This is a genomic window from Armatimonadota bacterium (assembly GCA_031459715.1).
GTDB classification, from domain to species: domain Bacteria; phylum Sysuimicrobiota; class Sysuimicrobiia; order Sysuimicrobiales; family Humicultoraceae; genus Humicultor; species Humicultor tengchongensis.
In genome coordinates this window covers 1-24,090 of sequence record JAVKIA010000040.1, presented here as the reverse complement: position 1 = coordinate 24,090, position 24,090 = coordinate 1, and the positions used below count along the sequence as shown (strand labels likewise).

Annotated in this window: 25 protein-coding genes and 1 tRNA gene; 4 read left to right on the top strand and 22 right to left on the bottom strand. The window is 70.3% G+C overall.

Annotation, left to right across the window (positions count from 1 at the left end; all coding sequences use genetic code 11):
* The 4 genes from QN152_12025 to QN152_12010 all read right to left on the bottom strand — a co-directional run.
* On the bottom strand, positions 1-257 hold a 257-nt coding region (locus QN152_12025; protein ID MDR7540235.1), incomplete at its 3' end, for a 5'/3'-nucleotidase SurE.
* Positions 254-574, bottom strand: a complete 321-nt coding sequence (gene cutA, locus QN152_12020) for a divalent-cation tolerance protein CutA (protein MDR7540234.1) — start codon at positions 572-574, stop codon at positions 254-256. The genes QN152_12025 and cutA, both read right to left, overlap by 4 nt.
* Positions 571-1,077 (bottom strand): macro domain-containing protein, encoded by a 507-nt coding sequence (locus QN152_12015; protein ID MDR7540233.1) that lies wholly within the window; start codon positions 1,075-1,077, stop codon positions 571-573. Before QN152_12015 ends, cutA begins: the two co-directional genes overlap by 4 nt.
* Positions 1,078-1,110: 33 nt before the next feature.
* A complete protein-coding gene (locus QN152_12010; GenBank protein MDR7540232.1) occupies positions 1,111-2,265 on the bottom strand; it encodes a HEAT repeat domain-containing protein in 1,155 nt (384 codons plus the stop codon).
* A gap of 118 nt (positions 2,266-2,383) precedes the next feature.
* Between QN152_12010 and QN152_12005 the strand changes: the two genes are divergently transcribed.
* Both QN152_12005 and hpt read left to right on the top strand, forming a co-directional pair.
* Complete coding sequence (locus QN152_12005; GenBank protein ID MDR7540231.1) at positions 2,384-2,755, top strand: hypothetical protein; 372 nt, start codon at positions 2,384-2,386, stop codon at positions 2,753-2,755.
* Between the two features lie 3 nt (positions 2,756-2,758).
* A complete protein-coding gene (gene hpt / locus QN152_12000) occupies positions 2,759-3,337 on the top strand; it encodes a hypoxanthine phosphoribosyltransferase (protein ID MDR7540230.1) in 579 nt (192 codons plus the stop codon).
* Between the two features lie 10 nt (positions 3,338-3,347).
* Here hpt and QN152_11995 read toward each other — a convergent pair whose 3' ends face one another.
* Entirely contained in the window at positions 3,348-4,745 is a 1,398-nt protein-coding gene (locus QN152_11995; GenBank protein MDR7540229.1) for an FAD-dependent oxidoreductase, read from the bottom strand.
* A gap of 18 nt (positions 4,746-4,763) precedes the next feature.
* Positions 4,764-5,237 (bottom strand): CBS domain-containing protein, encoded by a 474-nt coding sequence (locus QN152_11990; protein MDR7540228.1) that lies wholly within the window; start codon positions 5,235-5,237, stop codon positions 4,764-4,766.
* Positions 5,238-5,297: 60 nt separating this feature from the next.
* Between QN152_11990 and QN152_11985 the strand changes: the two genes are divergently transcribed.
* Positions 5,298-7,013, top strand: coding sequence for a glutamine--tRNA ligase/YqeY domain fusion protein (locus QN152_11985; protein MDR7540227.1), 1,716 nt, complete (start codon positions 5,298-5,300; stop codon positions 7,011-7,013).
* A 76-nt stretch (positions 7,014-7,089) separates the two neighbouring features.
* Here QN152_11985 and QN152_11980 read toward each other — a convergent pair.
* The 3 genes from QN152_11980 to gltX form a co-directional block, all read right to left on the bottom strand.
* Positions 7,090-7,163: transfer RNA gene (locus tag QN152_11980), tRNA-Gln, on the bottom strand.
* A gap of 69 nt (positions 7,164-7,232) precedes the next feature.
* Complete coding sequence (locus tag QN152_11975) at positions 7,233-7,400, bottom strand: hypothetical protein (GenBank protein MDR7540226.1); 168 nt, start codon at positions 7,398-7,400, stop codon at positions 7,233-7,235.
* Between the two features lie 182 nt (positions 7,401-7,582).
* The gene (gene gltX, locus QN152_11970) at positions 7,583-9,133 is read right to left on the bottom strand and encodes a glutamate--tRNA ligase (GenBank protein MDR7540225.1); all 1,551 of its coding nucleotides are present in this window, start codon (positions 9,131-9,133) and stop codon (positions 7,583-7,585) included.
* Between gltX and QN152_11965 the strand changes: the two genes are divergently transcribed.
* Positions 9,132-9,947 (top strand): sugar phosphate isomerase/epimerase family protein, encoded by an 816-nt coding sequence (locus tag QN152_11965; GenBank protein MDR7540224.1) that lies wholly within the window; start codon positions 9,132-9,134, stop codon positions 9,945-9,947. The genes gltX and QN152_11965 overlap by 2 nt on opposite strands.
* Here QN152_11965 and QN152_11960 read toward each other — a convergent pair.
* The 13 genes from QN152_11960 to QN152_11900 all read right to left on the bottom strand — a co-directional run.
* Complete coding sequence (locus QN152_11960; protein MDR7540223.1) at positions 9,940-10,893, bottom strand: ribose-phosphate pyrophosphokinase; 954 nt, start codon at positions 10,891-10,893, stop codon at positions 9,940-9,942. The two genes, QN152_11965 and QN152_11960, sit on opposite strands and share 8 nt — an antisense overlap.
* A 78-nt stretch (positions 10,894-10,971) precedes the next feature.
* On the bottom strand, positions 10,972-11,235 hold the full coding sequence (locus QN152_11955; GenBank protein ID MDR7540222.1) for a stage V sporulation protein S: 264 nt from the start codon (positions 11,233-11,235) through the stop codon (positions 10,972-10,974).
* 78 nt (positions 11,236-11,313) lie between these two features.
* Entirely contained in the window at positions 11,314-12,387 is a 1,074-nt protein-coding gene (gene csaB, locus QN152_11950) for a polysaccharide pyruvyl transferase CsaB (GenBank protein ID MDR7540221.1), read from the bottom strand.
* Between the two features lies 1 nt (position 12,388).
* A complete protein-coding gene (locus QN152_11945) occupies positions 12,389-14,401 on the bottom strand; it encodes a DUF5693 family protein (GenBank protein ID MDR7540220.1) in 2,013 nt (670 codons plus the stop codon).
* Positions 14,401-15,108 (bottom strand): DUF2993 domain-containing protein, encoded by a 708-nt coding sequence (locus tag QN152_11940; GenBank protein ID MDR7540219.1) that lies wholly within the window; start codon positions 15,106-15,108, stop codon positions 14,401-14,403. The genes QN152_11945 and QN152_11940 overlap by 1 nt, the downstream gene beginning before the upstream one ends.
* Positions 15,109-16,216 (bottom strand): peptide chain release factor 2 gene (gene prfB / locus QN152_11935; protein MDR7540218.1). Its coding sequence is split into 2 segments (ribosomal slippage): positions 15,109-16,143 and positions 16,145-16,216, totalling 1,107 coding nucleotides; the frame shifts between segments, so codons are not numbered across the junction.
* Between the two features lie 124 nt (positions 16,217-16,340).
* Positions 16,341-18,323: an apolipoprotein N-acyltransferase gene (gene lnt, locus QN152_11930; protein MDR7540217.1), complete on the bottom strand. Its 1,983-nt coding sequence runs from the start codon at positions 18,321-18,323 to the stop codon at positions 16,341-16,343.
* Positions 18,324-18,364: 41 nt separating this feature from the next.
* Entirely contained in the window at positions 18,365-21,016 is a 2,652-nt protein-coding gene (gene secA, locus QN152_11925) for a preprotein translocase subunit SecA (GenBank protein MDR7540216.1), read from the bottom strand.
* Between the two features lie 12 nt (positions 21,017-21,028).
* Positions 21,029-21,685, bottom strand: a complete 657-nt coding sequence (locus tag QN152_11920; protein MDR7540215.1) for a hypothetical protein — start codon at positions 21,683-21,685, stop codon at positions 21,029-21,031.
* A 22-nt stretch (positions 21,686-21,707) separates the two neighbouring features.
* Positions 21,708-22,271 carry a ribosome-associated translation inhibitor RaiA gene (gene raiA / locus QN152_11915; GenBank protein ID MDR7540214.1) on the bottom strand — a complete coding sequence of 188 codons (564 nt, stop codon included), beginning with the start codon at positions 22,269-22,271 and terminating at the stop codon, positions 21,708-21,710.
* A 5-nt stretch (positions 22,272-22,276) separates the two neighbouring features.
* Complete coding sequence (locus tag QN152_11910; protein MDR7540213.1) at positions 22,277-22,486, bottom strand: cold shock domain-containing protein; 210 nt, start codon at positions 22,484-22,486, stop codon at positions 22,277-22,279.
* Between the two features lie 104 nt (positions 22,487-22,590).
* Entirely contained in the window at positions 22,591-23,655 is a 1,065-nt protein-coding gene (locus QN152_11905; GenBank protein ID MDR7540212.1) for a deoxyguanosinetriphosphate triphosphohydrolase, read from the bottom strand.
* A 30-nt stretch (positions 23,656-23,685) separates the two neighbouring features.
* On the bottom strand, positions 23,686-24,090 hold a 405-nt coding region (locus QN152_11900; protein MDR7540211.1), incomplete at its 5' end, for a putative PEP-binding protein.

The following is a 24,090-nucleotide window of genomic DNA, read 5'->3' as shown; positions in this document are numbered from 1 at the left end:
TGCGGCAGGAGGTCGAGGACCCCGAGGACGACGCAGTCCGCTGGCGTGCCGTTGGTGGCCCACACGGGCGCGTCCAGCCCGGGAAGGGCCAGGCGCACGGCGCGCAGCGGCTTGTGCAGGGTGATGGCGTGCCCCGTGGCGCTGCGCTCGTGCTCCGGCGCCACCACCGCCACGGGCATCACGGCGGCCAGAGCGCGGGCCAGGGCGTGCATCCCCGGGGAGGCGATGCCGTCGTCGTTAGTGATCAGCACGGTCACGGACGCAGGGATTCCTCCACCCAGCGCAGGTAGTCGGCGCTGCCGCCGACCACAGGCAGGGCTATGACCTCGGGGACGGAGTAGGAGTGCAGGGCGCGCACGCGGGCGGTGAGGGCGTCCAGGAGGCGGGAGGCCGTCTTCACCAGCAGCAGCGTCTCCCCCGCCTCCTCTACTGTCCCCCGCCACCAGTAGGCGGAGTGCACGGGCAGCGTGTTCACGCAGGCCGCCAGCCGCTCGTCCAGGAGGGCCCGACCGATGCGCTGTGCCTCCTCGGCCGACGACGCGGTGATGAAGACCACCACCTGATCCCCGCTCACAGCTCCTCTTCCGGCGCCACCTGCCGCAGCGCCCCGCTGAAGGCCTGGCGTGCCTGCTCGCCGCGCACCGCCAGCACGATCTCCCGCAGGGATGTCCCGCCGCGGATGTGGGTCACGATCTCCTCCAGCATGATGGCCGCGGCCCGCTCCAGGGGGAATCCTCCCACGCCCGTCCCCAGGGCCGGCAGGGCGATGGTGCCAAACCGCCGCTCTGCCGCCCGGACCAGAGCGTTGCGCGTGGCCGCCCGGATGGCCCGCTCATCGGTGACCAGATCCGGCCCCATGGTGGCTGCGTGGATGACCGCCCGCGCTGGCAGGCGACCGGCGCCCGTCACTATCGCTTCCCCCACGGGGATGGGCCCCTGGCGCACCGCCTCCCGCTCTATCTCCTCGCCGCCCTGGCGCTTGATCGCCCCCGCCACGCCGCCTCCCATCCACAGGTGGGTGTTGGCCGCATTGACGATGGCGTCCACGGCCAGGGTGGTAATGTCCGCCTCGGCCACGCGGATTGTGGTCTGGTTGATGCGCGCCTGCGTCTAGTCCTGCTCCCTCCACCAATCTGGCGAGACGTCTCGCTCCCGCCGCACCTTCCTCACGGTAGGCTGGCCGCCGGCCTTCTCCTTGGCCACCCGGGCACGCAGGCTCTCGTACTCCCGCAGGTCGGTCAGGACCTTCAGCGTGTTCCAGACCGTCTCCTCAATCTGCTCCCCATCCTTCAGGACCAGCTGCACCAGCGGCTCGATCACCCGCTTGTCCCGCATCCGCCCCAGGATCTTCACCGCCAGCCGCTTGACGTCCACATCCTCGTCTTCCAGGGAGGTGATAAGCTGGTCCATGGCCCCCTCGCCAAAGAGGGAGAAGAGGGCCTTCAGGGCAAAGCGGCGCACCTTGGGCGAGGGGTTCTCCAGGGCCGTGCGCAGCTGCTCCACCAGGGCCTCCCGCGGGCGCCCCACAAAGGCCTCCACCACGCTCCTGGGGAGGAAGATCTCCCGGTCCCCGTGGTGCGCCTCGGGGTGCTCCACCACCCCCCGCTCCTCCAGACGCGCCAGCGTAGAGACCACTGCGTCCTGCATCGGCGGGTCGGTGAGGAACAGCTCCACCAGCGGGTTGACCACGCGCCGATCCCCCACCCGCCCCAGCACGGAGACCGCCGTGAGCTGGACGAACTGGTTCTCGTGCCCCAGCATCTCCAGCAGGGGGTCTACCGCCTTGGGACCCATCTCCACCAGGATCTTCCAGACCTGGTTGCCGATGCGCCGCCGCATGCCCCGGTCTTCCAAGGCACCGAGCAGCGGCTTCACCGCGTCCGGACCGATGCGGGCCAGGGCCTCGGTGGCGGCGTTGACCAGGGAGCGCTCCCGTCGGGTGAGGACGCGGATGAGCGCCTCCACCGCCCCCCGGTCTCGCATGTCCCGCAGGCCGTTTACCGCCTGCAGTACCACCTGCTCGGAGCGGTCGGTGAGTGCGGTGCGCAGGGCGGCCATGGCCTCCGGACCGCCGATGCGGCGCAGGGCGGCCACGGCGCTCTTGCGCACGTACTCGTCGGGATCCTGCAGCGCCTCGGCCAGCGCGGGCACCCCGCGCTCGTCCTGCAGCCGGCCCAGGTGGTGGGCCGCGTCGCTGCGCACCGTGACGTCGGCGCTCTTCAGCGCCCGGATGTACCGCTGAATGTCGTCGCCCGTCTCGACCATCAAGGTCTCCTCGTGGCCCCTCCGTGAAAGATTCTGGACGTGAAAACCCCATTCCTGTTATACTACGGCCAAACAGTGGCGCCAAAACGCACATTTCTTCGGAGGTGAGTGCGCCGCGGTGGGCCATACCAACATCAACGGACCTCGCCCGCCTGCACGATTTGCCCACGCCAGCGAACGGGAGTTCGCCAGACTCCTGGACTTCTACGCCATCCGCTGGGAGTACGAGCCCCGCTCCTTCCCCCTGGAGCGGGACGGCAACGGACGTGTGGTGGAGAGCTTCAGTCCCGACTTCTACCTGCCGGACCTGGACCTCTACATCGAGCTGACCACGCTCAAGCAGAGCCTGGTCACCCGGAAGAACCGCAAGGTGCGGCGCCTGCGGGAACTCTATCCCGACGTGCGGCTCATGATACTCTACGCGCGGGATTTTCGCAAGCTCCTGGCCAAGTACGGGCTCCCGCCGCTGCCCTCCTCGGAGGCGAGCTAGTCCGTGGCCTCCCTGCCCGCCCTTCGACCGGACGCCACCCTGGGGGAGGTCCTGCTTACCGAGGAGCAGATCCGGGCGCGGGTGGCGGAGCTGGCAGATCACATCAGTGAGGACTATGCGGGCAAGGACCTGGTCCTGGTCACGGTGCTGAAAGGAGGCGTATTCTTCCTGGCCGACCTCAGCCGGGCCCTGAAAATTCCCGCGGCCATCGACTTCATGGCCATCAGCAGCTACACCGCGGAGAGCCCCTCCGGCGTGGCCCGCCTGCTCAAGGACCTGGACGAAGAGATCACCGGCCGCCACGTCCTGCTGGTGGAGGACATCATCGACACCGGGCTCACCGCCGCCTACCTGCTGCGCGTGTTGCAGACGCGCAACCCGGCCAGCCTGGCCATCTGCACCCTGCTGGACAAGACCGCGCGGCGCATTGTGCCCACGCTGCCCATCCGCTACCGCGGCTTTGAGATCCCCGACGTCTTCGTGGTGGGCTACGGGCTGGACTACCGGCAGCGCTACCGCCACCTGCCCTACATCGCCGTGCTCAAGGACGGGCCGGAGGCCTCCCTGCCGCCGCTGCGGTGAGGGCCGCGGGCTATCGCCCCAGGGCGGCCAGCATCTCATCGACCCGGGTGAACTTCACCCGCGGGCGGCCCGCCGCCCGCCCCCGCTGGACCTCCAGCTCATTGAGCCGCTGCCAGTCCGCCCAGGAGAAGTAGGCGGGCTGGCGCTGGCGGATCAGCGCCTCCGCCGCTGCGGGGTGGGGCTCTGAGGGGGAGAGCGTTCTGCCCTGGGCCAGATCCTCCAGCATGTGCGCCACCGTCTCGGCGGCATCGGGCTTGTTGGTGCCGATGACGCCGGTAGGTCCCCGCTTGATCCAGCCGGCGGTATACAGGCCGGGCAGCGGCTCCCGGCTCCCCGGGTCCAGCACCCGCCCTCGCTCATTGAGGATGACGCCCCAGTCCTCGTTAAAAGGCACGCCGGGCAGCGGCACCCCCCGGTAGCCCACGGAGCGGAAGACCGCTCCCACGGCAAGCTCCTCGAACCGGTCGGTCGGCCGGGCCACCAGCGTCCCCGCCGGGGTCGTCTCCAGCCGGTTGCGCACCAGGCGCATCCGGGCCACCTTGCCGTCCCCGGAAAGCAGAGCCACCGGGGAGACGAGGAAGCGGACGACCAGCCTCCGCGGCCTTCCTCTGGGGGTGCGTGCGGCCAGCTCCTGGAGGATCTCCACCTTGCGCAGGGTGGTGCGGTCCTGGGTGCGGTCCAGATCTTCCCGGGAGATCTCGTCCAGCGCTACCTCCTCGGGTAGGGCGGTGACATCCGCACCGGGCAGGTCGGCCAGCTCGCGGATCTCCGGGTTGGTGAATGCCGCCTGCGCCGGGCCGCGGCGGCCCAGCAGGTAGACCTCACGCACCCGGCTCTCCCGCAGCACCTCCAGGGCGTAGTCGGCAATGTCGGTCCGGGCTAGCTCCTCTGCGGAGCGCAGCAGGATGCGGGCGACGTCCACGGCCACGTTACCCACGCCCACCACCGCGGCGGCCTGGACGGAGAGGTCGAAGCGGTAGTGTGCGTAGTCGGGGTGGCCGTTATACCAGGCGACGAACTCCGTAGCCGGGTAGCTCCCGGGCAGGTCCTCACCGGGAATGTTCAGGCGCCGGTCGGTCTGGGCGCCGGTGCAGAAGAGGATCTGGTGGTAGTGGGCCGACAGCTCCTCCAGCCCCACGTGCCGTCCGAACTCCACGTTGCCGAAAAAGCGGAAGCGGGGATGGGCGGCCGTCCTGTCGTAGACCGCCGTCACCGACTTGATCTTCTGGTGGTCGGGGGCGACGCCGTAGCGGACCAGGCCGTAGGGGGTGGGCAGGCGATCGAAGAGGTCGACGGCGACCACCACTGCCGGCTGCCCCAGCAGGTGCTCGGCGGCGTAAAACCCGGTGGGTCCCGCGCCGATGATGGCCACCCGCAGAGGGTGCGCGTCGGTGCCGGGGAGGTCCATGCGCTCCTTCGCCCCCGCCTAGCCGCGTCCCTCGCCGATCTGCAGCTGCAGCGTCTCGACCTCCCCCAGGTATTCGTCCCGCTGCGCCTTGACCACGTCTCCGATGGAGACTATGCCCACCAGCCGGCCAGCCGCCACCACCGGCAGGTGCCGGATGCGCCGCTCCGTCATGGTGTGCGCCACCGCCCGCAGGTCGTCCTCCGGCGACCCGGTGATGACGTCGCGGGTCATCAACTCCTCCACGGCGCGGTCAAAGAGGCGCTCGTCGCGCACGGCGGCGCGGACGATGTCCCGCTCCGAGATGATGCCCACCGGGCGGTTCTCCTCGTCCACCACCACCAGGGCCCCGATGTTGTGGGCCGCCAGGCTGGCCAGCGCCTCCCGCACCGTGCGCCCGGGGTGAATGGTAAAGACGTGCCCGCCCTTGCGGGCCAGGATGTGGGCGATGTTCATGGCCCCTCCCTCCCTGCCGCTGCCGTTTGTGCTGATCATACCGCGGTCCCCCCGGGCACCGCACTGGGGCCAGGGTGTATCCTTAGGGCGTGAGGACCGATGAGTAGCGAGACTACCCTCTCTCCCGGGCGGCATGTCCGTCCCAACTTCATCACGGAGATCATCGATGCGGACCTGCGCCAGGGCCGCTACGCCCGGGTGGTCACCCGCTTCCCTCCCGAGCCTAACGGCTACCTGCACATCGGCCACGCCAAGGCCATCTGCCTGAACTTCGGCCTGGCTCTGGACTACGGGGGAGAGTGCAACCTGCGCTTCGACGACACCAACCCCGAGACGGAGTCTCTGGAGTATGTGGAGGCGGCCAAGCAGGACGTGCAGTGGCTGGGCTTCCAGTGGACGCGGGAACGGTATGCCTCCGACTACTTCGAGCAGCTCTACCAGTGCGCGGAGCAGTTGATCCGGGAGGGCAAGGCCTACGTGGACAGCCTCTCCGACGAGGAGATCAGCGCCTACCGGGGGACGGTGACGCAGCCGGGGAAGCCCAGCCCCTACCGGGAGCGCAGCGTGAATGAGAACCTGGACCTCTTCCGGCGCATGCGCGCGGGGGAGTTTCCCGACGGCGCGCACGTCCTGCGGGCGAAGATCGACCTGGCCAGCCGCAACATGAAGCTGCGCGACCCCGTGCTCTACCGCATCGTGCACGCCAGGCACTACCGCACCGGCGACGCATGGTGCCTCTACCCCCTCTACGACTTCGCCCACCCGCTGTCCGATGCCATCGAGGGGATCTCGCACAGCCTGTGCACGCTGGAGTTTGAGAACAACCGCGCTGTCTATGACTGGCTGCTGGAGAACCTGCGTGGCAAGTGCGGCATCCCCGCGGCCCCTCGCCCACACCAGTACGAGTTCGCCCGCCTGAACCTGGACTACACCGTCCTCTCCAAGCGCAAGCTGATCAAGCTGGTGGAGGGCGGGTATGTGCGCGGCTGGGACGACCCGCGCCTGCCTACCCTCTCCGGTCTGCGCCGCCGCGGGGTGCCTCCGGAGGCCATCCGTGAGTTCTGCTCCCGCATCGGCGTGGCCAAGGCGGAGAATCGGGTGGACCTGGGCCTCCTGGAGGCCACCATTCGGGAGGTCCTTAACTACCAGGCACCTCGTGTGCTGGCCGTCCTCAGACCCCTGCCCGTGGAACTGACCAACTACCCGCAGGATCGGGTGGAGCACCTGCAGGCGCCGCTGTGGCCGCACGACGTCCCCAGGGAGGGCTGGCGCACCGTGCCCTTTTCCCGCCAGCTCTACATCGACCGGGACGACTTCATGGAGCACCCTCCCAGGGGCTACCGTCGCCTGACCCTCGGGGGCCGGGTCCGCCTGCGCCACGCCTACGTCATTCGCTGCGACCAGGTGGTGCGGGACGCAGGTGGCGAGGTGGTCGCGTTGCGCTGCACCTACGAGCCGGACTCGCTGGGCCGGACTCCATCCGCCGGCCCGGTGCCGGGGACCATTCACTGGGTCTCCGCAGCACACGCCGTCCCGGCAGAGGTCCGCCTCTACGACCGCCTGTTCACGGTCCCCGACCCCGAGGCACAGGAGGGTGAGTTCACCGACTACCTGAACCCACAGTCGCTGGTCGTGGTGGCTGGCTTCGTCGAGCCCAGCATCCTCAGAGATCCGGCGGGTACCCGCTACCAGTTCGAGCGGCTGGGCTACTTCTGGCAGGACCCGGTGGACTCACGCCCCGACCACCTGGTATTCAACCGCATCGTCACCCTGCGCGACTCCTGGGCCAGGCGGCAGGCGCGCCAGGGGGACTGAAGGAAGGCGCTGAAACCTCCCCGGGCTCTACCTAACTTACCATAGCCACAGCCGGACGCGAACACGAGGGGGCATCTGGCTGGGGGAGGAGGATTCGAACCCCCACTAACGGGTCCAGAGCCCGTCGTCCTACCGTTAGACGATCCCCCACCGACAAAGTGATTATACCCAGCCCTCCAACCACCAAGCAACGCGCCCTGGAGAGGAGGGTGCCCGGGATCAGCCCAGGACCATGGGCAGAGCTCGCAGTTCTCGGCGGATTGGGTCCAGCACGAACCCCAAGGCCTCCAGGGAAACGGTCCCCAGCAGCGTGCTGTCGCCCCGCTCGCCGAAGATCACGGGGGAAGCACCGCGCTGCCCATCAAGGATGAAGACAGTCCCGCCCACCCAGAATGATGATACCCTAGCCTCTTCCCGGACGTGAGCTCGGCCCGGGCCGAGCTGGTAACAGGTGAACCGCGCCCTAACCGCCGGGCGCCAGCTTCGCCTCATACTGTTGTGGGCGCGGCAGCACAGCTCGATGTTCTCCACGGTGGCGCCCCGCCCCGGGCATAGGCCTGACCGAGTCGCTACCCGGCCCGCTCCGCCGCAGCACGCAGGCGGGCCACCACGCGCGACCGGCCCAGCAGCTCCATCAGCTCGAACAGCCCCGGCCCGGCCGTCTTGCCGGTGAGGGCCACCCGCGCCGGGTGGATCACCTCCCGGCTGTGGATACCCCGCTCCTGTGCCAGGCCCCGCACCGCGGCCTCGGCGGCCGCACGGCTGAGGGCCCCGTCGCGCTCCAGCCGATCGGCCAGCGCCCGCAGCAGCTCGCGCGCCTGTGGCCGGCGCAGGTACTGCTCCTCCGCTACCGGGTCGATGACGACCTCGCGGAAGAAGAAGTCCCCGTAAGTGAGGATGTCCTCGCCCACCTTCAACCGGTCCCCCAGCACGCGCACCACCCGCTCCACGTAGGCCCGCTGCTCCGGCGCCACCGGCTCCGTCAGCAGCCCCTCCGCCAGCAGGACCGCCAGACAGACCTGGGCCACGCGCCCGGGATCGACCTCCAGCGCGCGGCGCATGTAGACGCCGTTCATCCAGGTGAGCTTGGCCGGGTCGAAGACGGGCGAGGCTTTGCCCAGGTCCTCGATGCGGAACCTCGCCACCAGTTCCTCCAGGGAGTAGAGTTCCCGGTCCTCCTCCGGGTACCAGCCCATCAGGGCGAAGAAATTGAGCAGCGCTTCCGGCAGGTATCCCCGCCGCCGGTAGTCACTCACCGCCGTATCTCCCAGCCGCTTGGAGAGCTTCTTCCGGTCGGTCCCCAGGATCACCGGGAGGTGGGCGAACTGCGGCGGCGTCCAGCCCAGCGCTTCGTAGATCACCAGCTGCTTGGGTGTGTTGGAGAGGTGCTCCGCTCCGCGGATGACGTGGCTGATGGCCATGAGGTGGTCGTCCACCACGTTGGCGAAGTTGTACAGGGGCCAGCCGTCGGAGCGGACGATGATGTAGTCGTCCAGGTGCTGCGGTGAGAACTCCACCCTCCCGCGGACCAGGTCGGCGACGGTGATGGTCCGGCCGAAGTCGGTCAGTCGCAGGCGGATGGCCGGCCGCCGCCCCTGGGCCAGGAGGGCGGCCCGCTGCGCCGCCGAGAGGTTCCGGCAGCGTCCGGAGTAGCGCTGCGGGAGCTGCCGCGCCCTGGCCTGCCGGCGTTCCGCCTCTAGCTCCTCGGGAGTGCAGTAGCACTCGTAGGCCGCCCCGCGCTCCACCAGCTCACGGGCGTAACGCGCGTAGAGCGCTAGCCGCTCGGTCTGCCGGTAGGGGCCATAGGCTCCGCCGATGTCCGGCCCCTCGTCCCAGTGCAGCCCCAGCCAGCGCAGGTCCTCCAGGATCGCCCGCTCCGACTCCTGGGTAGACCGGCTGCGGTCGGTGTCCTCCACCCGGATGATGAATGCCCCGCCGTGGTGGCGGGCGAAGAGCCAGTTGAAGAAGGCCGCCCAGGCCCCACCCACGTGCAGGAGGCCGGTGGGACTGCCGGCGTAGCGGGTGCGCACGGGCACGGCGTTCACCTCTGACTCCAGACCGGTCTTAGTGTACACTGGCGGCGTGTCGCCGTGGCGCGGCACGGAGGAGTTCGTAGCCATGGAACTGGGCCTGTCTACCAGCATGCTGGGACGCCACGCGCTCCCCGAGCGGCTGGCCATCCTGGCAGCGGAGGGCATTCCCTGGGTGGAAATCCACGGGTATGCTCAGGAGGAGTTCGACTACTTCGACCGGGAGCTGGTGCGGGCCACGGCCGCCGCCTTGCAGCGGTGGGATCTGCGGCTGTGGGCCTGCCACAGCCCCGCCGGCGGCACCCTGGATGTGGCCGCGGAGGAGGAAGAGGTCCGGCGGCACGCCACGGAAGTCCTGCGCCAGACCATCCACGTTGCCGCCGACCTGGGAGCGCGGGTGGTGGTATGCGACGCGGCCCGCGAAGTCCCCCGCGACGCACGGCGGCGCCGCCGCCAGGCCTTCCTCGCCCACAGCCTGCAGCGGCTCCTGGAGGAGGCTGACCGGGCGGGGGTGCGCCTGGTGATCGAGAACCACCAGTGGTGGGCGCTCTTCGAGACGCCCGAGGACTTCCACGAGCTGGTGGGGACCTACCCGCTGACCGGGCTGGGGGCCTGTTGGGACACCGGTCACGGATGGCTGGCCGGCCATCCTGCGGAGAGCGCCTGCCGCCTGGGCGCGCACCTGCTCACCGTCCACCTGCACGACAACGACGGGCGGCGGGACCTGCACCTCTTGCCCACCGAGGGGAGCATGGTCTGGGAGCCGCTGGTGGCGGGCCTGCGGGAGGTGGGCTACGCCGGCCCCTTCATGATGGAGCTGGCTCCGCCCAACGAGGCCACGGAGGAGGCCATAGCACGCCTGGCGCGCAGGGCGCGGGAGGTCTCCCGATGGCTCCTCAGGTGAAGAGGATGCTCACGGACTGGTTCATGTGGATGCGTCGGATGGCCTCGGCCAGCAGGGGAGCGGCGGAGAGCACCGTGAGCTTGTCCAGCCGCCGCTCCGGGGGCAGGGGGATGGTGTTGGTGACGATGACCTCGCGGATCTCGGGGCGGGCCAGTCGCTCCTGCGCAGGCCCGGCCATCACCGGGTGGGTGGCACAGACGTAGACCTCGGGCCGTGCGCCGTTGCGGATCAGCGTGTCCACCGCGTTGCTCACCGTGCCGGCGGTGCTGATGATGTCCTCGATCATGATGGGCACCCGTCCGTCCACCTCGCCCACCACCTGCACGGGCTCCTTGATATCCTTCCCCACCCTCCGCTGGAAGATGATGGCCAGCGGCAGGTCCAGGCGGTCCGCCAGCTGCTTGCTCCGCCGCACGGCGCCGTCGTCCGCCGCCACCACCACCCCGTCGCTCAGCCCCTTTTCCCGCAGGTAGTCGGCGAACAGCGGCAGCGCCCGCAGGTGGTCCACGGGGACGTTGAAAAACCCTTCGATCTGCCCCGCGTGCAGGTCCACAGTGAGGATGCGGTCCGCCCCCGCGGTAACCAGCAGGTCCGCCACCAGGCGGCCGGTGATGGGCTCGCGCGGCGCGTCCTTCTTGTCCTTGCGGGCGTAGCCGTAGTAGGGGATGACTGCGGTGATCCGCCCGGCAGAGGCGCGCCGCAGGGCGTCCATCATGATCAGCAGCTCCATCAGGTGCTCGTTGACCGGCGGGCAGGTGGGCTGAATGACGAAGGTGTCCTCGCCGCGGGCGTTCTCCTCGTAGCGCACGTAGATCTCGCCGTCGGCGAACCGGGTAATGGTGCGCTTCCCCGGGGGAATGCCCAGGTAGGAGGCGATCTCCTCACCCAGCTGTGGGTTGGCCGTCCCGCAGAAGAGCTTCAGGCGCCCCGCCAGGCGTTCGTCCATCGCCGCGTCCCCATTATCGCACACCGAAGGAAAAAGGGGCGCCCGCGGCGCCCCGGTCTCCTGCGGCCCGCAGCCCCTCTACCGCTTCTCTACCAGAAACTTGATGGCCGTGCGTTCTTCGCCCTCAATTTCGACCTTGGTGAAGGCCGGGATGGCCACCAGGTCGATGCCGTTGGGGGCGACGAACCCGCGGGTGATGGCGATGGCCTTCACCGCCTGGTTCACCGCCCCGGCGCCCACCGCCTGAATCTCCACCGAGCCTCGCTCGCGCAGGACAGCCGCCAGCGCACCGGCGACCGCTTTGGGCTTGGAATCCGCCGACACCTTGAGCACCTCCGGCATGGAAAAGGCGCCTCCTCGAACGCTGCGATTGAGGTCCGGTAAGGGGAAAATATTCAGGCTGCGGGGGGAGAAATCCTCTCACGCCGCGGCGAAGAGGCGCGCCGCTTCCGCTGCCGCGACCTCCGCCCGGGCGCGAAGGCGGGCGGCGGCGGCCAGCAGGGCCGGCCGGAGCGCCTCGGCCCCCTCCCAGGCCCGGTCGATAGCGGCCCCCAGGGTGCCGGCGGAGGCGTCCAGGGGCACGGGCCCTTCCAGGGCCAGGTCGCGGTGCAGGGCGGCCACCTTGGGATCGTAGGCCATCCCCACCGGGGGAACGCCGGCGGCAGCGGCAAACATCAGGGCGTGCAGCCGCAGTCCCACCACCACCTGCAGGCGGGCGATCAGGGCAAGCGCCTGCCGCGGCTGCAGCGGCCGGGTGACCAGCGTCCCCCCGCATGCTGCCACCACCGACCGCGAAATGGGAAGGTCCAGGCGCGGGTGGAACGGCAGTACGACCACCCGCGCACCGTGGCGCCGGCAGACGTCGCCCAGGGCTTCCCCCAGCGCCCCCACAAACGTGTTGCTCCTCCAGGGACGGACGGCCACGCCGAGCGCCTCTGGACCGTCAACCAAGGCCACCTCCGGGGGGACCTCTTCCGGGTGTAGGAGGAATGCCGGGTCGGCCGTCAGAAGCGGCGGTTGCCGGACCCCCAGGGCCCCCACCAGGGCCGCAGAGTCCGCGTCCCGGACTGTCACCAGGTCCGTCCGCTCCAGGACGCGGCGCGCCAGGGCGCGGAGGGCCGGGCGGCGCAGCGGGCCCAGGCCGGCAGCGTACACCATCGTCCGCAGTCCCATCACCTGCGCCAGCCGCAGCAGCCCCAGGTAGTAGAGCGCGCTGCGGGCGCTGGTGGCGTCCTGCAGCAGGGACCCCCCGCCGGAGAGGAAGAGGCGGCAGCGCCCCATGGTCCGCAGGACTGCCCGCAGGTCACCCCGGGGTAGCGCCTCCACGCCGTGGGTGCCGGATGTAGCCGGGGGATTGGCGGAGAGCACCACCAGCGGCACCGCGCCCAGGCGCGCCCGCAGGCTCTGCACCATTCCCGCCAGCACGGCTTCGTCCCCCAGGTTGCCGAAGCCGTAATACCCGGAGATGAGGATCGCGGGGCCCCCGGCGCGCACCTCAGTCGTCTGTGGCAGACCCCGCCGGGGCGGCCGCGCGGATGGCTGCGGCCGGTGCCACCCGACGAAGGATACGCTCCAGTAGCAGCAGCCCGGCGCTCCCCAGGACCGAGCCGATCAGCAGCGCGTAGAGGGTCCGCAGCGCCACCAGGACCAGAGGGGTGTGGATATGCGAGAAAGAGTTTATGAGTCCAGCCTGCCCGATGGTCCCGACCATCGCCAACGGCACCACCCAGGCGCGCATCCGCAGCGCCGCCGCTCCCGCGGCCAGTACCAGGGCGGGGTGACCGATGAGGAACTCCTTCGTCCGCGGCCGCGCCACCAGCAAGTCCTCCAGCGCCTGGCGCAGCCGCACCTCCGGCCCGAAGACCGGCAGGCCGAAGTTCCCGCTGCGGAAGAGCAGCATCACGGTACCCACTGCCACCAGCACCGCCACCACCGCGTACTGCAGGCGCAGCGGCCGCTCCAGCCACTGCCAGATCCGGCCCGCCGTGGCGCGTGCGCCTCCCGCTTCTTTCCCGAACGCCAGCAGGAACCCCAGGAAGAGCGGCGGCAGCACGTGGGCCACCTTGACGCCGACGAAGGTGTGTACCGCCAGCATAAACGACCACCCGCTGAGCAGGCCGGCCACCAGCACGCCGGCAGCGGTGGAGATGCCCGAGGCCAGCCACAGCACGGTCAGTCCGCGGCGCAGCGGCCCTCCCCCACCCCGGGCCAGGGGTACGTGGACCGCCAGCGTCGCCCCGGCCACCGCTGTACCCAGCGCCAGGAGGCGTCTCCACAGCAGGAAGAACCCGTCCCCGGAGAGCCCTGCAGCCGCCGTCAGGACTACCCCGGCCGCCACCAGCAGCCACAGGACGACCGGGCGCATCGGGGCACCTGCCACCCGGGTGATCTCCCCTAGCGCGATCGCTCCCAGAGCCAGGGCGCCAGCGGCCGCCAGGGCCAGCGGGATGAGGCGTGGCTGCAGGTCGGGCAGCGGTCGGGGCCTGCCCAGGGTAAAGCCGAGTCCACGTACGCTTCCCCCGATCCGCCCCACCAGGTCCAGGTTGGTGGGGATGGCGGCCACGCCTGCCGGCGTGGTTGTCAGGGGCCGCAGGTAGAGCAGGCGGATGTTACGCTCCAGCGGCGCGCGGCGGAACTTCTCCACTATGGCCGAGGGGGAGAGGGTAGCCATCTCCTCCGGAGTGATGCTGAAGAGCCGCAGCACCGCCGGGCGCATGCGGGCAGCAAGCGCGTCCTCGCCACGCTGCTTGCGCCGGACAGTGAAGACCTCGATGCGGGCCACGCGGTAGCCGTCCGCCAGCAGCCCCCGGGCGGCCTCTCCCACCAGCCGCTCATACCCCAGCACGTCTGCCCCGTCGAAGACCAGGGTGGACCCCGGACTCACCCGCCGCATGGCGGCCAGCTTCCAGGCCAGCCCGTCAGGGGTCAGGCCGCGGTAGTTTCTGGGCCGCAGGACTACAGAGAGCCCCGTCCGCCTCGCCATCGCCAGGTCAGCGGGAAGGAACCCCAACCCCAGGTCTTCCAGGTCATCGCGGCTGCCGGCCACCTCGATGACCGGTCCGCGCAGGCGGACCCGATCCGGACCGAGGAGGCCGCGGAACGCCTCCAGCAGCCAGGGGCGCAGGGCGGGGTCGGCGATGACGTAGACGGCTTCTGGCCTGACCGTCCTGGCCGCCACCAGCTCCCGCAGCGGCGGGGCCAGCACCTCCGCTCTGGCTGCGGCCAGCAGGTCTCCGCCGCCAAAATACGCCAGCCGGCCCAGCCGCTGCAGGGTCCGCAGCGTGCGCTCGTATATCGCCAGGGAGGTCGCGCCGCGGGCGCGCAGGGCGGTGAAGAGTGCAGCGGGGCTCCAGCCCTCGCGCACCGCCAGCTCCTGCCAGGCTGGCCCGTCCAGGATCACCTCCACCGTGCGGTCCTGGCGTTCCAGGCGCCACCGCCCGGCCAGCAGGACCAGTCCTGCGACCACTCCCACGGCCACCACCGCGGTGAGTACACGGTAGCGGGCCATCAGGAGCGCTCCCCGACCCCCACGCGCACCCGCACCTCTCCCCCCTCCACCGCCACGGAGGCGATCCACAGCGGCAGCGGCAGACCGTCCAGGGAGATCAGCGGGTTGAGGCGGGAGACCAGGACGCTGCCGATCTCCCGCGGCAGCTCCACCCCGCTGACAGTGAGGGTCTGGACGTAGAGGTCCACAGTAGTGGGCGAGGCCGGTACCAGCCGCCCCTCCAGGCGCATCCGCAGGTCCACCACACCGACCCTCACGTCGCCCTCCACGGTGACGGCGCCCCCGTCGAGCCGCAGCGACGCCTGCTGCACGCCCCTGGCGCTGACCAGGAAGCGCCGCAGGTCCTCCTGGGTCAGGATGATCTCCCCCTCTCCCCGACCCACCTGCACCAGCGGCAACCCCTCACCGCGCCACAGCCGCGCGGGGTCCACACGCACCTCCTCCAGGCGCAGGGTGAGGCGCTCCAGGGGCAGCTGGCCGGCCATCGCCCGCCGCGCCTCCAGCGTCACCGCATCCAGCCTCCCGGTGATGATGCTCCAGGGCGGAGCGTCCACGTGGACGCTGACCCGGGCCGGTCCGGCGAGGCTGGGGGTCACCGCAAGCCGGAGCCGCCAGGCCAGCACCGCAGGGGCCAGGGCGACGGCCAGGATGAGGACGACGGCAAAGGCGGTGAATAGCCAGACGGCCAGCCGGGCGCGGGCGTCCATCTACGCGCCCGCCGCAGTCCCCTGGCGCAGGTAGGCGTCGATGAATGGGTCGAGGTTACCGTCCAGCACCCCCAGGGCGTTGCCCACCTCGGTGCCGGTGCGGTGGTCCTTGACCAACTGGTAGGGGTGCAGGACGTAGGAACGGATCTGGTTGCCCCACGCCGCCTCCTTGTGCTGGCCGCGCAGGGCGGAGAGCTGCTCCCGCTGCTTCTCCCGCTCCAGCTCCAGCAGGCGGGCGCGGAGGATGCGCAGGGCGGTAAGCTTATTCGCATGCTGCGACCGCTCGTTCTGGCACTGGACGACGAGGCCGCTGGGCAGGTGGGTGATGCGCACGGCCGTCTCCACCTTATTCACGTTCTGCCCGCCGGCTCCTCCGGCGCGGAAAGTGTCGATGCGCAGGTCCTCCTCCCTGAGCTCCACCTCCACCTCTTCGGCCTCCGGGATGACGTCCACCAGGGCGAAGGAGGTGTGCCGCCGCCGCGAGGCGTCGAAGGGCGAGATGCGCACCAGCCGGTGCACGCCGCGCTCCCCCCGCAGGTAGCCGTAGGCGTTGGGCCCCTGGACGATGACGGTGACGCTCTTGATCCCCGCCTCCTCTCCGGGAGAGAGGTCGGCGATCTCGGTGGTGTAGCCCCGGGCCTCCGCCCAACGCAGGTACATCCGCAGGAGCATCTCCGCCCAGTCCGCTGCCTCGGTGCCTCCTGCCCCGGCGTGCACCGATAGGATGGCGTTAGCCGCATCGTGCGGCTCCCGCAGCAGCGTGCTCTGCTCCAGACGGTTCAGCTCATCCTGCAGGGCGCGGGCCTCGGCGGCCAGCTCCGTGGCGGAGATGCCCCCGGGCTGCTCCTCGGCCAGGGCCAGAAGGACACCAAGATCCTCCACCCGGCCGGCCAGGCGGTCCACTTCAGCCAGCTGGGCCCGCAGCGTGCTCAACTCACGACTGAGGCGGCGGGCTTCTTCTGGGTTGTCCCACAGGGTGGGCCGCCCCATCGCCTGCTCCAGCTCGGCGACGCGGCGGCGTTTGGCCTCCAGGTCAAAGGTGGCCTCGAACGGCGGCCAGCTTGCGCCAGCTCTGGTCGAGGACGGACTTCACCTCGTCGTGGGTCATGGTGCTGCTCCTGGCATGATCCGCACGGGTCCAATCCAAGCTATTATACCCCGGCTGAGCCCGCCCGGCGGGGCCATACCGGGATCGGACGTACGTCTCGGCCAGGACGTCCCGCTGGCCGGGCTCAGCGCAGCACAGTGAGCCCAGCCAGCAGCGCCAGGCCTGCTGCGCGGGGAAGGGCGAGACCCAGGACGTCGCCGGTTGCCAGGCGGATGAGGCCAAAGACCCCTCCGACCAGCAGCGACCAGATGAGGACTTCGGGTGGTCGGGCCGGCAGCACCAGCAGCGGGGGGAGCGTGGAGAGCACCAGGGCGGCCGGCGTCCCCCGCCAGGCCCGCGCGCTGGTAAAGACGGCTCCCCGCAACCAGCCCTCCCAGGCCAGAGCACCCAGTAGAAGCAGGGCACCGCCGGTCAGCCACCCTCCCGGGGGAGGGGCGGGCCGGAACAGGAAGCCGTAGCGGCCGTAGCCCGAGATCATCACGGCCCCCAGGCCGCCCACAATGGCCAGCCCGAGGAGCGCCGAGAGCGGAGCGCGGCGCGGGCGGAATGCCAGGCCCCCTCTGCCGGCGACAGCCCGGGCCGCGAGCAGCACGCCCACGGGCAGGACCCACGCGCCCGCCACACCCATGAGTCTCTCCAACGGGCGTTGCAGCCCCACCAGCAGGCCCGGGCCGGCCAGAGCATAGACGAGCTGACGGAAGGACCCTTCCTGCCACGCCTCCCGCAGGGCACGGCCGGCGGCCGGCAGCAGGAGCAGGACGGCCAGGGCCACGACGGCTGGTGCGAACATCCACCCCCCGGCCAGGTACGGCGTGGGCATCGAGGCGGGAACGTCGGCGACCAGCCACCCTTCGCGGTCCAGGGGCAGCTGCGCCCGCACCCGCCCCAGGGGGTCGACGATCATGGAGATGCCGGTGTTGGCGGCCCGGGCCACAGGCCGTCCGGTCTCCACCGCCCGCAACGCGGCGTAGGCGGCGTGTTGCGCCGGCCCTGCCGAGGTGCCGAACCAGCCGTCGTTGGTCACCACCACCAGCGGTCCCGCGCCAGGCCGCGTCCCCCTCCGGGCGATCTCGGCGAACGCCGACTCGTAGCAAATGGCGATGCTGAGGTACCCGGCGCGGGTGGGGATGGGATCACCGCGCTCGCCGGGGGTAACTCCGGCCTCGCCAAAAGGCACCAGGCGGCGCTTGGCGTAGGATCCCTGCACGACTCCGTCTTGCATGACGACGGCGCTGTTGCGTACCCCGTCACTGGCTGCCTCGAAGCTGGTGGCCACCACCACCCGGTCGGGGGCCCACGCCGCCACCTTCGGGAGCACCCCGGTCGGACCGAAGAGGTTCAGCGGAACCGCCGTCTCCGGGAAAACGATCAGTTCGGCGCCGCGCGCCCGGGCCTCCCGGACCAGATGGGCCATCACCGCCATCTGCGTCTTTTGCGTGGCGGCGTCGCCCTTGCGCAGCGGCGGGATATTGGGCTGCAGCACGGCCACACGAAGCACATCCACCAGGGGCTGGCGCAGCCGGACGGTCCCGTACACCACCCCGCCGCCCAACGCCAGCGCCACTGCCACAGCCGCCCCCGCAACCGCCATCCGGCCCGGCCGGACCAGCACCAGAGTCGCCGCCGCGTTGCCCAGGGCAACGGCAAACGAGACTAAGGAGACGCCTCCCAGTGCCGCCAGCTGCAGCAGCGGCAGGAGACGGTGCTGGGAGACCCCAAGCAGCGCCCAGGGGAAGGCCAGCGGGCCGGTCGAGCGGACCGTCTCTACCGCCGTCCAGAGCAGGGGTACTAGCAGGAGGTCCCGCAGGGAGGAGCGCGGGCTCATCCACCGTAGAAGCGCGGCGAACCCGCCCGTGTAGAGGGCGAGGAAGGCGGCCAGCAGCGCCCAGGGCACGATCCCAAAGAGGGTGATCCAGAAAAGGGTGAGGGCAAACCAGACCGCGCCGCTGGTGTAGCCCAGGCGGAATGCTTCCCGCGGCGTGGTCCCGCGCAGGGACCAGAGGAGAGGGACCAGCGCCACCCAGACCAGGGCGCCCCGGTCCAGCGGGGGGAATGCGGCCCACAGGAGCAGGCCCGAAACCACGGCCCCCATCAGCCGGATGGCCACAGCCCGGTGTCCCCGGAAATCCGGCGAATTTCGGGGGTGCCCTAGCTCTCCCGGCCGTGGCACTTCTTGTACTTCTTGCCGCTCCCGCACCAGCAGGGGTCGTTGCGCCCGATCTTGCGGGACTCCCGCGTGCCGGGTGCACTGCGACCCCCCGCCCCTCCAGCGCTGCGCGCGCCCAGCGCCGCGGGCTGGCGCGGGCGGGGGGCCGCCGCCTCAGGTCCCACCTGCACGCGCAGGAGGAACTTCACCGCCTCCTCCTGGATGTCGTGCAACATCTGCTGGAAGAGGTCGTAGCCTTCCCGCTGGTACTCTATCAGGGGACTGACCTGCGCGTAGGCGCGCAGGCCGATGCCCTCCCGCAGCGCCTCCATGTTCTGCAGGTGGTCGATCCACTTGCGGTCGATGACCTGCAGCAGGACCAGCCGTTCGATCTCGCGGAAGGTCTCCGCCCCTACTTCCTGCTCCTTGGCCTGGTACGCCTCCAGCGCCCGCGCCACCAGCAATTCGCGAAGTTCATCGGCCGATCCCCGCAGCTCCTCGGCGCGCAGGCTGCCCAGCTGGGGGACCAGCGCCGCCGCCGCCTCCCGCAGCCCCGGCAGGTCCCACTCCTCCCGCGGCACCCCGGAGGGGCAGTACAGATTCACCGTCTCCTCCAGCAGACGCTCGATCATGTCCACGATGTTCTGGCGCAGGTTCTCTCCGCGCAGCACCTTGCGCCGCTCATCGTAGATCACCTGGCGCTGCACGTTCATTACATCGTCGTACTCCAGGACGTGCTTGCGCACGTCGAAGTGGTACTGCTCCACCTTTTTCTGCGCGCTCTCGATCTGGCGGGTGACCAGGGCGGCCTCGATGGGGGTATCCTCGTCGATGCGCAACCGGTCCATCCAGGCGGCCACGCGCTCCCCCCCGAAGATGCGCATCAGCTCGTCGTCCAGGCCGACGTAGAAGCGGCTGCTCCCCGGGTCGCCCTGGCGGCCGGCCCGGCCGCGCAGCTGGTTGTCGATGCGCCGTGCCTCGTGTCGCTCCGTACCGATGACGTGCAGCCCGCCCAGTGCCCGCACCCGCTCCGCCTCCACCGGGTCGGGAGGGTTGCCCCCCAGGATGATGTCCACACCGCGGCCGGCCATGTTGGTGGCCACGGTGACCGCCCCCAGCCGCCCGGCCTGGGCGATGATCTCCGCCTCCTTCTCGTGGTTCTTGGCGTTGAGGACCTGGTGGGGGATGCCGCGGCGGCGCAGCATCTCCGAGAGCAGCTCGTTCTTCTCGATGGAGCGCGTCCCCACCAGGACCGGGCGGCCCTGGCGGTGCCACTGTTCTATCTCCGCCACCACCGCCTTCCACTTGGCCCGCTCGTTCTTGAAGACCACATCGGGGAAGTCGGTGCGGATCATGGGCTTGTGGGTGGGGATGACCACCACCGGGAGGTTGTAGATCTTCTGCAGCTCCTCCTCTTCCGTCTTGGCCGTTCCGGTCATCCCCGCCAGCTTCTCGTACATGCGGAAGAAGTTCTGGAAGGTGATGGTGGCCAGGGTCTGGCTCTCCCGCTCCACCCGCACGCCTTCCTTGGCCTCGATGGCCTGGTGCAGGCCGTCGGAATAGCGGCGGCCAAACATCAGCCGCCCGGTGAACTCGTCCACGATGATGACCTGGCCGTCCTTGACCACGTAGTCCACGTCTTTGCGGTAGCAGGCGTGGGCCCGCAGGGCCTGGTGGATGTGGTGCATCAGGTCCACGTGCTCCGGGTCGGAGAGGTTACTGATGCCCAGGAGGCGCTCCACCTTGGCCACCCCCTCGTCGGTGAGGGTGGCGTTCTTGATCTTCTCCTCCACCGTGTAGTCCACGCCCGGGGTGAGGCGACGGACGATCTGGGCGAACTGGCGGTAGCGCTCCGTGGGCGCCTCCACCATCCCGGAGATGATCAGGGGCGTGCGCGCCTCGTCGATGAGGATGAAGTCCACCTCGTCGATGATGGCGTAGTAGAGGTCGCGCAGGACCATGTCCTCCAGCCGCAGGACCATGTTGTCCCGCAGGTAGTCGAAGCCAAACTCGTTGTTGGTGCCGTAGGTGATGTCCGCCCGGTAGGCCTCGCGCCGGGTAATGGGGCGGAAGTGGTTCAACCGGTCGTCGTGGTGGGGGTGAGGGTCGAAGTACTGCGGGTCGTAGATCCCGGAAAACTCGTGGCCGATGGTCGCCACGGTCAGGCCCAGGGCGTGGTAGATAGGGCCCATCCAGCCAGCGTCGCGCCGGCTGAGGTAGTCGTTCACGGTAACCAGGTGGGCGCCCCGTCCCAGCAGCGCGTTCAGGTAAAGGGGCAGGGTGGCCACCAGCGTCTTCCCCTCGCCGGTCTTCATCTCGGCGATCTTGCCCCGGTGCAGCACCACGCCGCCCATCAGCTGGACGTCGAAGTGGCGCAGGCCGATGGTGCGCTTGCTGGCCTCGCGCACGGCGGCGAAGGCCTCGGGCAGCAGCTCCTCCAGCACCTCCTGGGCGGCGGCCTTCCGCTGCTCCTCCGGCACCCCCCGCAGAGCCGCGGCGATGCGCGCCCGGAACTGCTCGGTCTTGGCCCGCAGGGCCTCTTCGGAGAGGCGCTCCATCTCGGGCTCCAGCCGGTTGATCTCCTGGACAAGGGGCTCCAGGCGGCGGATCTCCCGCTCGCTGGTATGGCCCAGTAACCGGCTCAGCAGGCCCATCCAGAGGTGTCCCTACTGCGGGCGCCCTACCGCCAGCCAGCCCACGGGACGGTTCAGCGCGTTGAGCACCGCACGGACCACGGCCTCCCGGGGGTCCAGGCGGACGACGGAGGAGCCGCTGAGGACCTGACCGTCCCGCCCGGCCAGCGTGAGCACCACTACCGCGACCTCCCGCTCCCCCACCCGCGTCACCCGCACACCGTCCAGGATGAGCAGGCCGGCCGCGCGGAGGAAGACCTCCACCGCCCGCAGGGTCGCCGTGGCCACCAGGTGCAGCGGGAGGCCGGCGGTGGGGCCACTGGCCACGCCCTCGTAGAGGAGGCCGCGATCCTCCAGGTGCACCTTCACCTCCGTGGTGCCGCGCAGGGAGGCCACGGTCAGGCCCACGTATTTCAGGCGAGGGGAGGGCGGCGGGGGCAGCTCGCTGGAGCGGAGGGTGGAAACGCGGACCTGCTGCGGGTCCACCTGCGCGCCGAGCTCCGCTGCCAGCGCTGAGGCCACGTCCATGGCGATGAGCTTGGGGCTGCGGTCTGCCTCACCCAGCACGTGAATGACGGAAAGGCCCCCGGCAGGGTCCGCCTCCGCCCGGACCGAGATCACGCCACGGAGGCGGCGCACAATCTCCTCCGCCTGCTGCTGCAGGGTCACACCGTCCCGCTGCTGCTCCACCCCAGGCTCCTTTGGGGAAGGACTAGTCCGGCTCGATCAGCCCGTAGTCTCCCTGTCTGCGCCGGTAGAGCACGTGAATCTTCTCCGTCTGCGCGTCGCGGTAGACGAAGAAGGCGTGTCCCAGCCGCTCCATCTCCATGATGGCGTCCTCCGCGGTCATCGGCTTCATGGGAAACCGCTTTAGACGCACAATCTGCGGCGGCAGCGAGGGCGGCGGCCCCGCTCGCAGCGCCGCCTCCGCACCGGCCACCTGACGGCGCTTGTCCCGGGTGGCGGCGATGCGGCGCTTCTCGATGAGGCGGCTGCGGCGCTTCTCGATCTGCTTCTCCAGCTTCTCCACCACCCCATCGATGGAGGTGAACATGTCCCCGCTGCGATGCGTTCCCCGCAGCACCAGCCCGTCCCCCCAGACGGTAACCTCCGCCACCTGGGTGCGTCCGGCGGAGCGCTGCCGCTCCGCCTCCAGGACCACCTGGGCCTGGCGCAGGTGGCGTAGATGCCGGCTGAGCTTGCGCACCTTGCGCTCAGCGTAGCGCCTTAAGGCATCGCCGACCTCCAGCCGGCGGCCCTGGATGATCACCTGCACCGCCGCTACTCCTGCACCCTGACCACGTTGGACGCCTGCGGTCCGCGGGCGCCCTCCACGATGTCGAACTCCACGAGCTGGCCCTCCTCCAGGGTCTTGAACCCTTCCATCTGGATGGCGGAGTAGTGCACGAAGACATCCCGGCCGTCTTCCCGGGCAATGAACCCGTATCCCTTCTCCGGATTGAACCACTTGACCTTACCGCGGTGCGCCATACTCCTGGCCTCCCCACATGCCTCCTTTGTCCCCGACATAACGCGTGGGCTGATATTCTGCGCGGCAAATCCTCCCCCCTGCGCAGCCTGGCCCCGGGCGGGGGTCACAGGGTGCTCCAGACCCGCGCGGGAAAGTAGGTCTCGAATGCCCGCCGGGCGTAGCGGTCGGTCATGCCGGCGAGGAAGTCACAGGCCATCCGCGGGGGAGTGGGGGCGTCGGGAACGGCACGGAATTCCTCGGGGATCTCCTCCGGGTGCTCCAGGTAGTAGGCGAAGAGCTCGCCCACCACCAGCTTCGCCCGGCGCACGTCCTCCGCCGTCTCCGGCCCCAGGTAGACCCGCTGCGAGAGGAAGTCCTTCAGCCGGTTCTGGGCCTGGCGCACCTGGTCGCTGAGGGCGATGCACCCTGCCGTCCGCCCCTGAACTACCACGTCGTGCACCATGCGGGAGAGCCAGGCGCCGCGGTGCGGCCCCAGCGCCGCCCGCACCTCAGCCGGCACCTCCTCCTCCCGGACGATCCCGGCGCGCACGGCGTCGTCCATGTCGTGGTGCACATAGGCGATCCGGTCTGCCAGGCGGACGACCTGCCCCTCCCACGTCGCCGGCAGGGCCTCCGGGTCGGGCCGCGCCTCCAGATCTCCCAGTCCCTTGGTGTGGCCACCGATGCCGTCCCGCACCTCGGCGGTGAGGTTCAGCCCCCACAGGACGGTCCCGTCGGCCCGCCGCCGGCGCTCCAGCACATCCACCACGCGCAGGCTCTGCTCCACATGACGGAAACCCCCCCAGGGGAGCATGGCCGCATCCAGCGCTGCTTCGCCAGCGTGGCCAAACGGCGGGTGCCCCAGGTCGTGTCCCAGGGCGATGGCTTCCGTCAGGTCCTCGTTCAGCCGCAGCGCCCGGGCGATGGTGCGGGCGATCTGCGCCACCTCCAGGGTGTGCGTCAGCCGCGTGCGGTAGTGGTCCCCTGTTGGGGCCAGGAAGACCTGGGTCTTGTGCTTCAGGCGGCGAAAGGCCTTACTGTGCAGGATGCGGTCGCGGTCCCGCTGGAAGCAGGTGCGCAGGTCGTCCTCCGGCTCGGGGACCGCCCTGCCGCGGGAACGCGCAGCCAGCGTCGCCTCTGCTGCCAGCGTGGCTGCCTCCCGCGCCTCGATCTCTTCGCGGATGGTCACCGCGCCTGGGCCTCCTGCCCCGCCTGAAGGCTACACGTCCCGGGCCACCTGCACCTTCTCCCGCAGCGCAGCCTGCGCCGCGGCCAGACGGGCGATGGGCACGCGGAAGGCGGAGCAGGAGACGTAGTTCAGCCCGATCTGGTGGCAGAACTCCACCGAGGAGGGGTCGCCGCCGTGCTCGCCGCAGATACCCACCTCCAGGTCCGGGCGCGTCTTCTTGCCCAGCTCGGTGCCGATCCGCATCAGCTTGCCCACCCCTTCCCGGTCCAGGACGCGGAAGGGGTCCTCGGGCAGGATCCCCTGCTCCACGTACTTGGTCAGGAACTTGGCCTGGGCGTCGTCGCGGGAGAACCCGAAGACGGTCTGCGTCAGGTCGTTGGTGCCGTAGGAGAAGAACTCTGCGACCTCGGCGATCTGGTCGGCCACCAGCGCCGC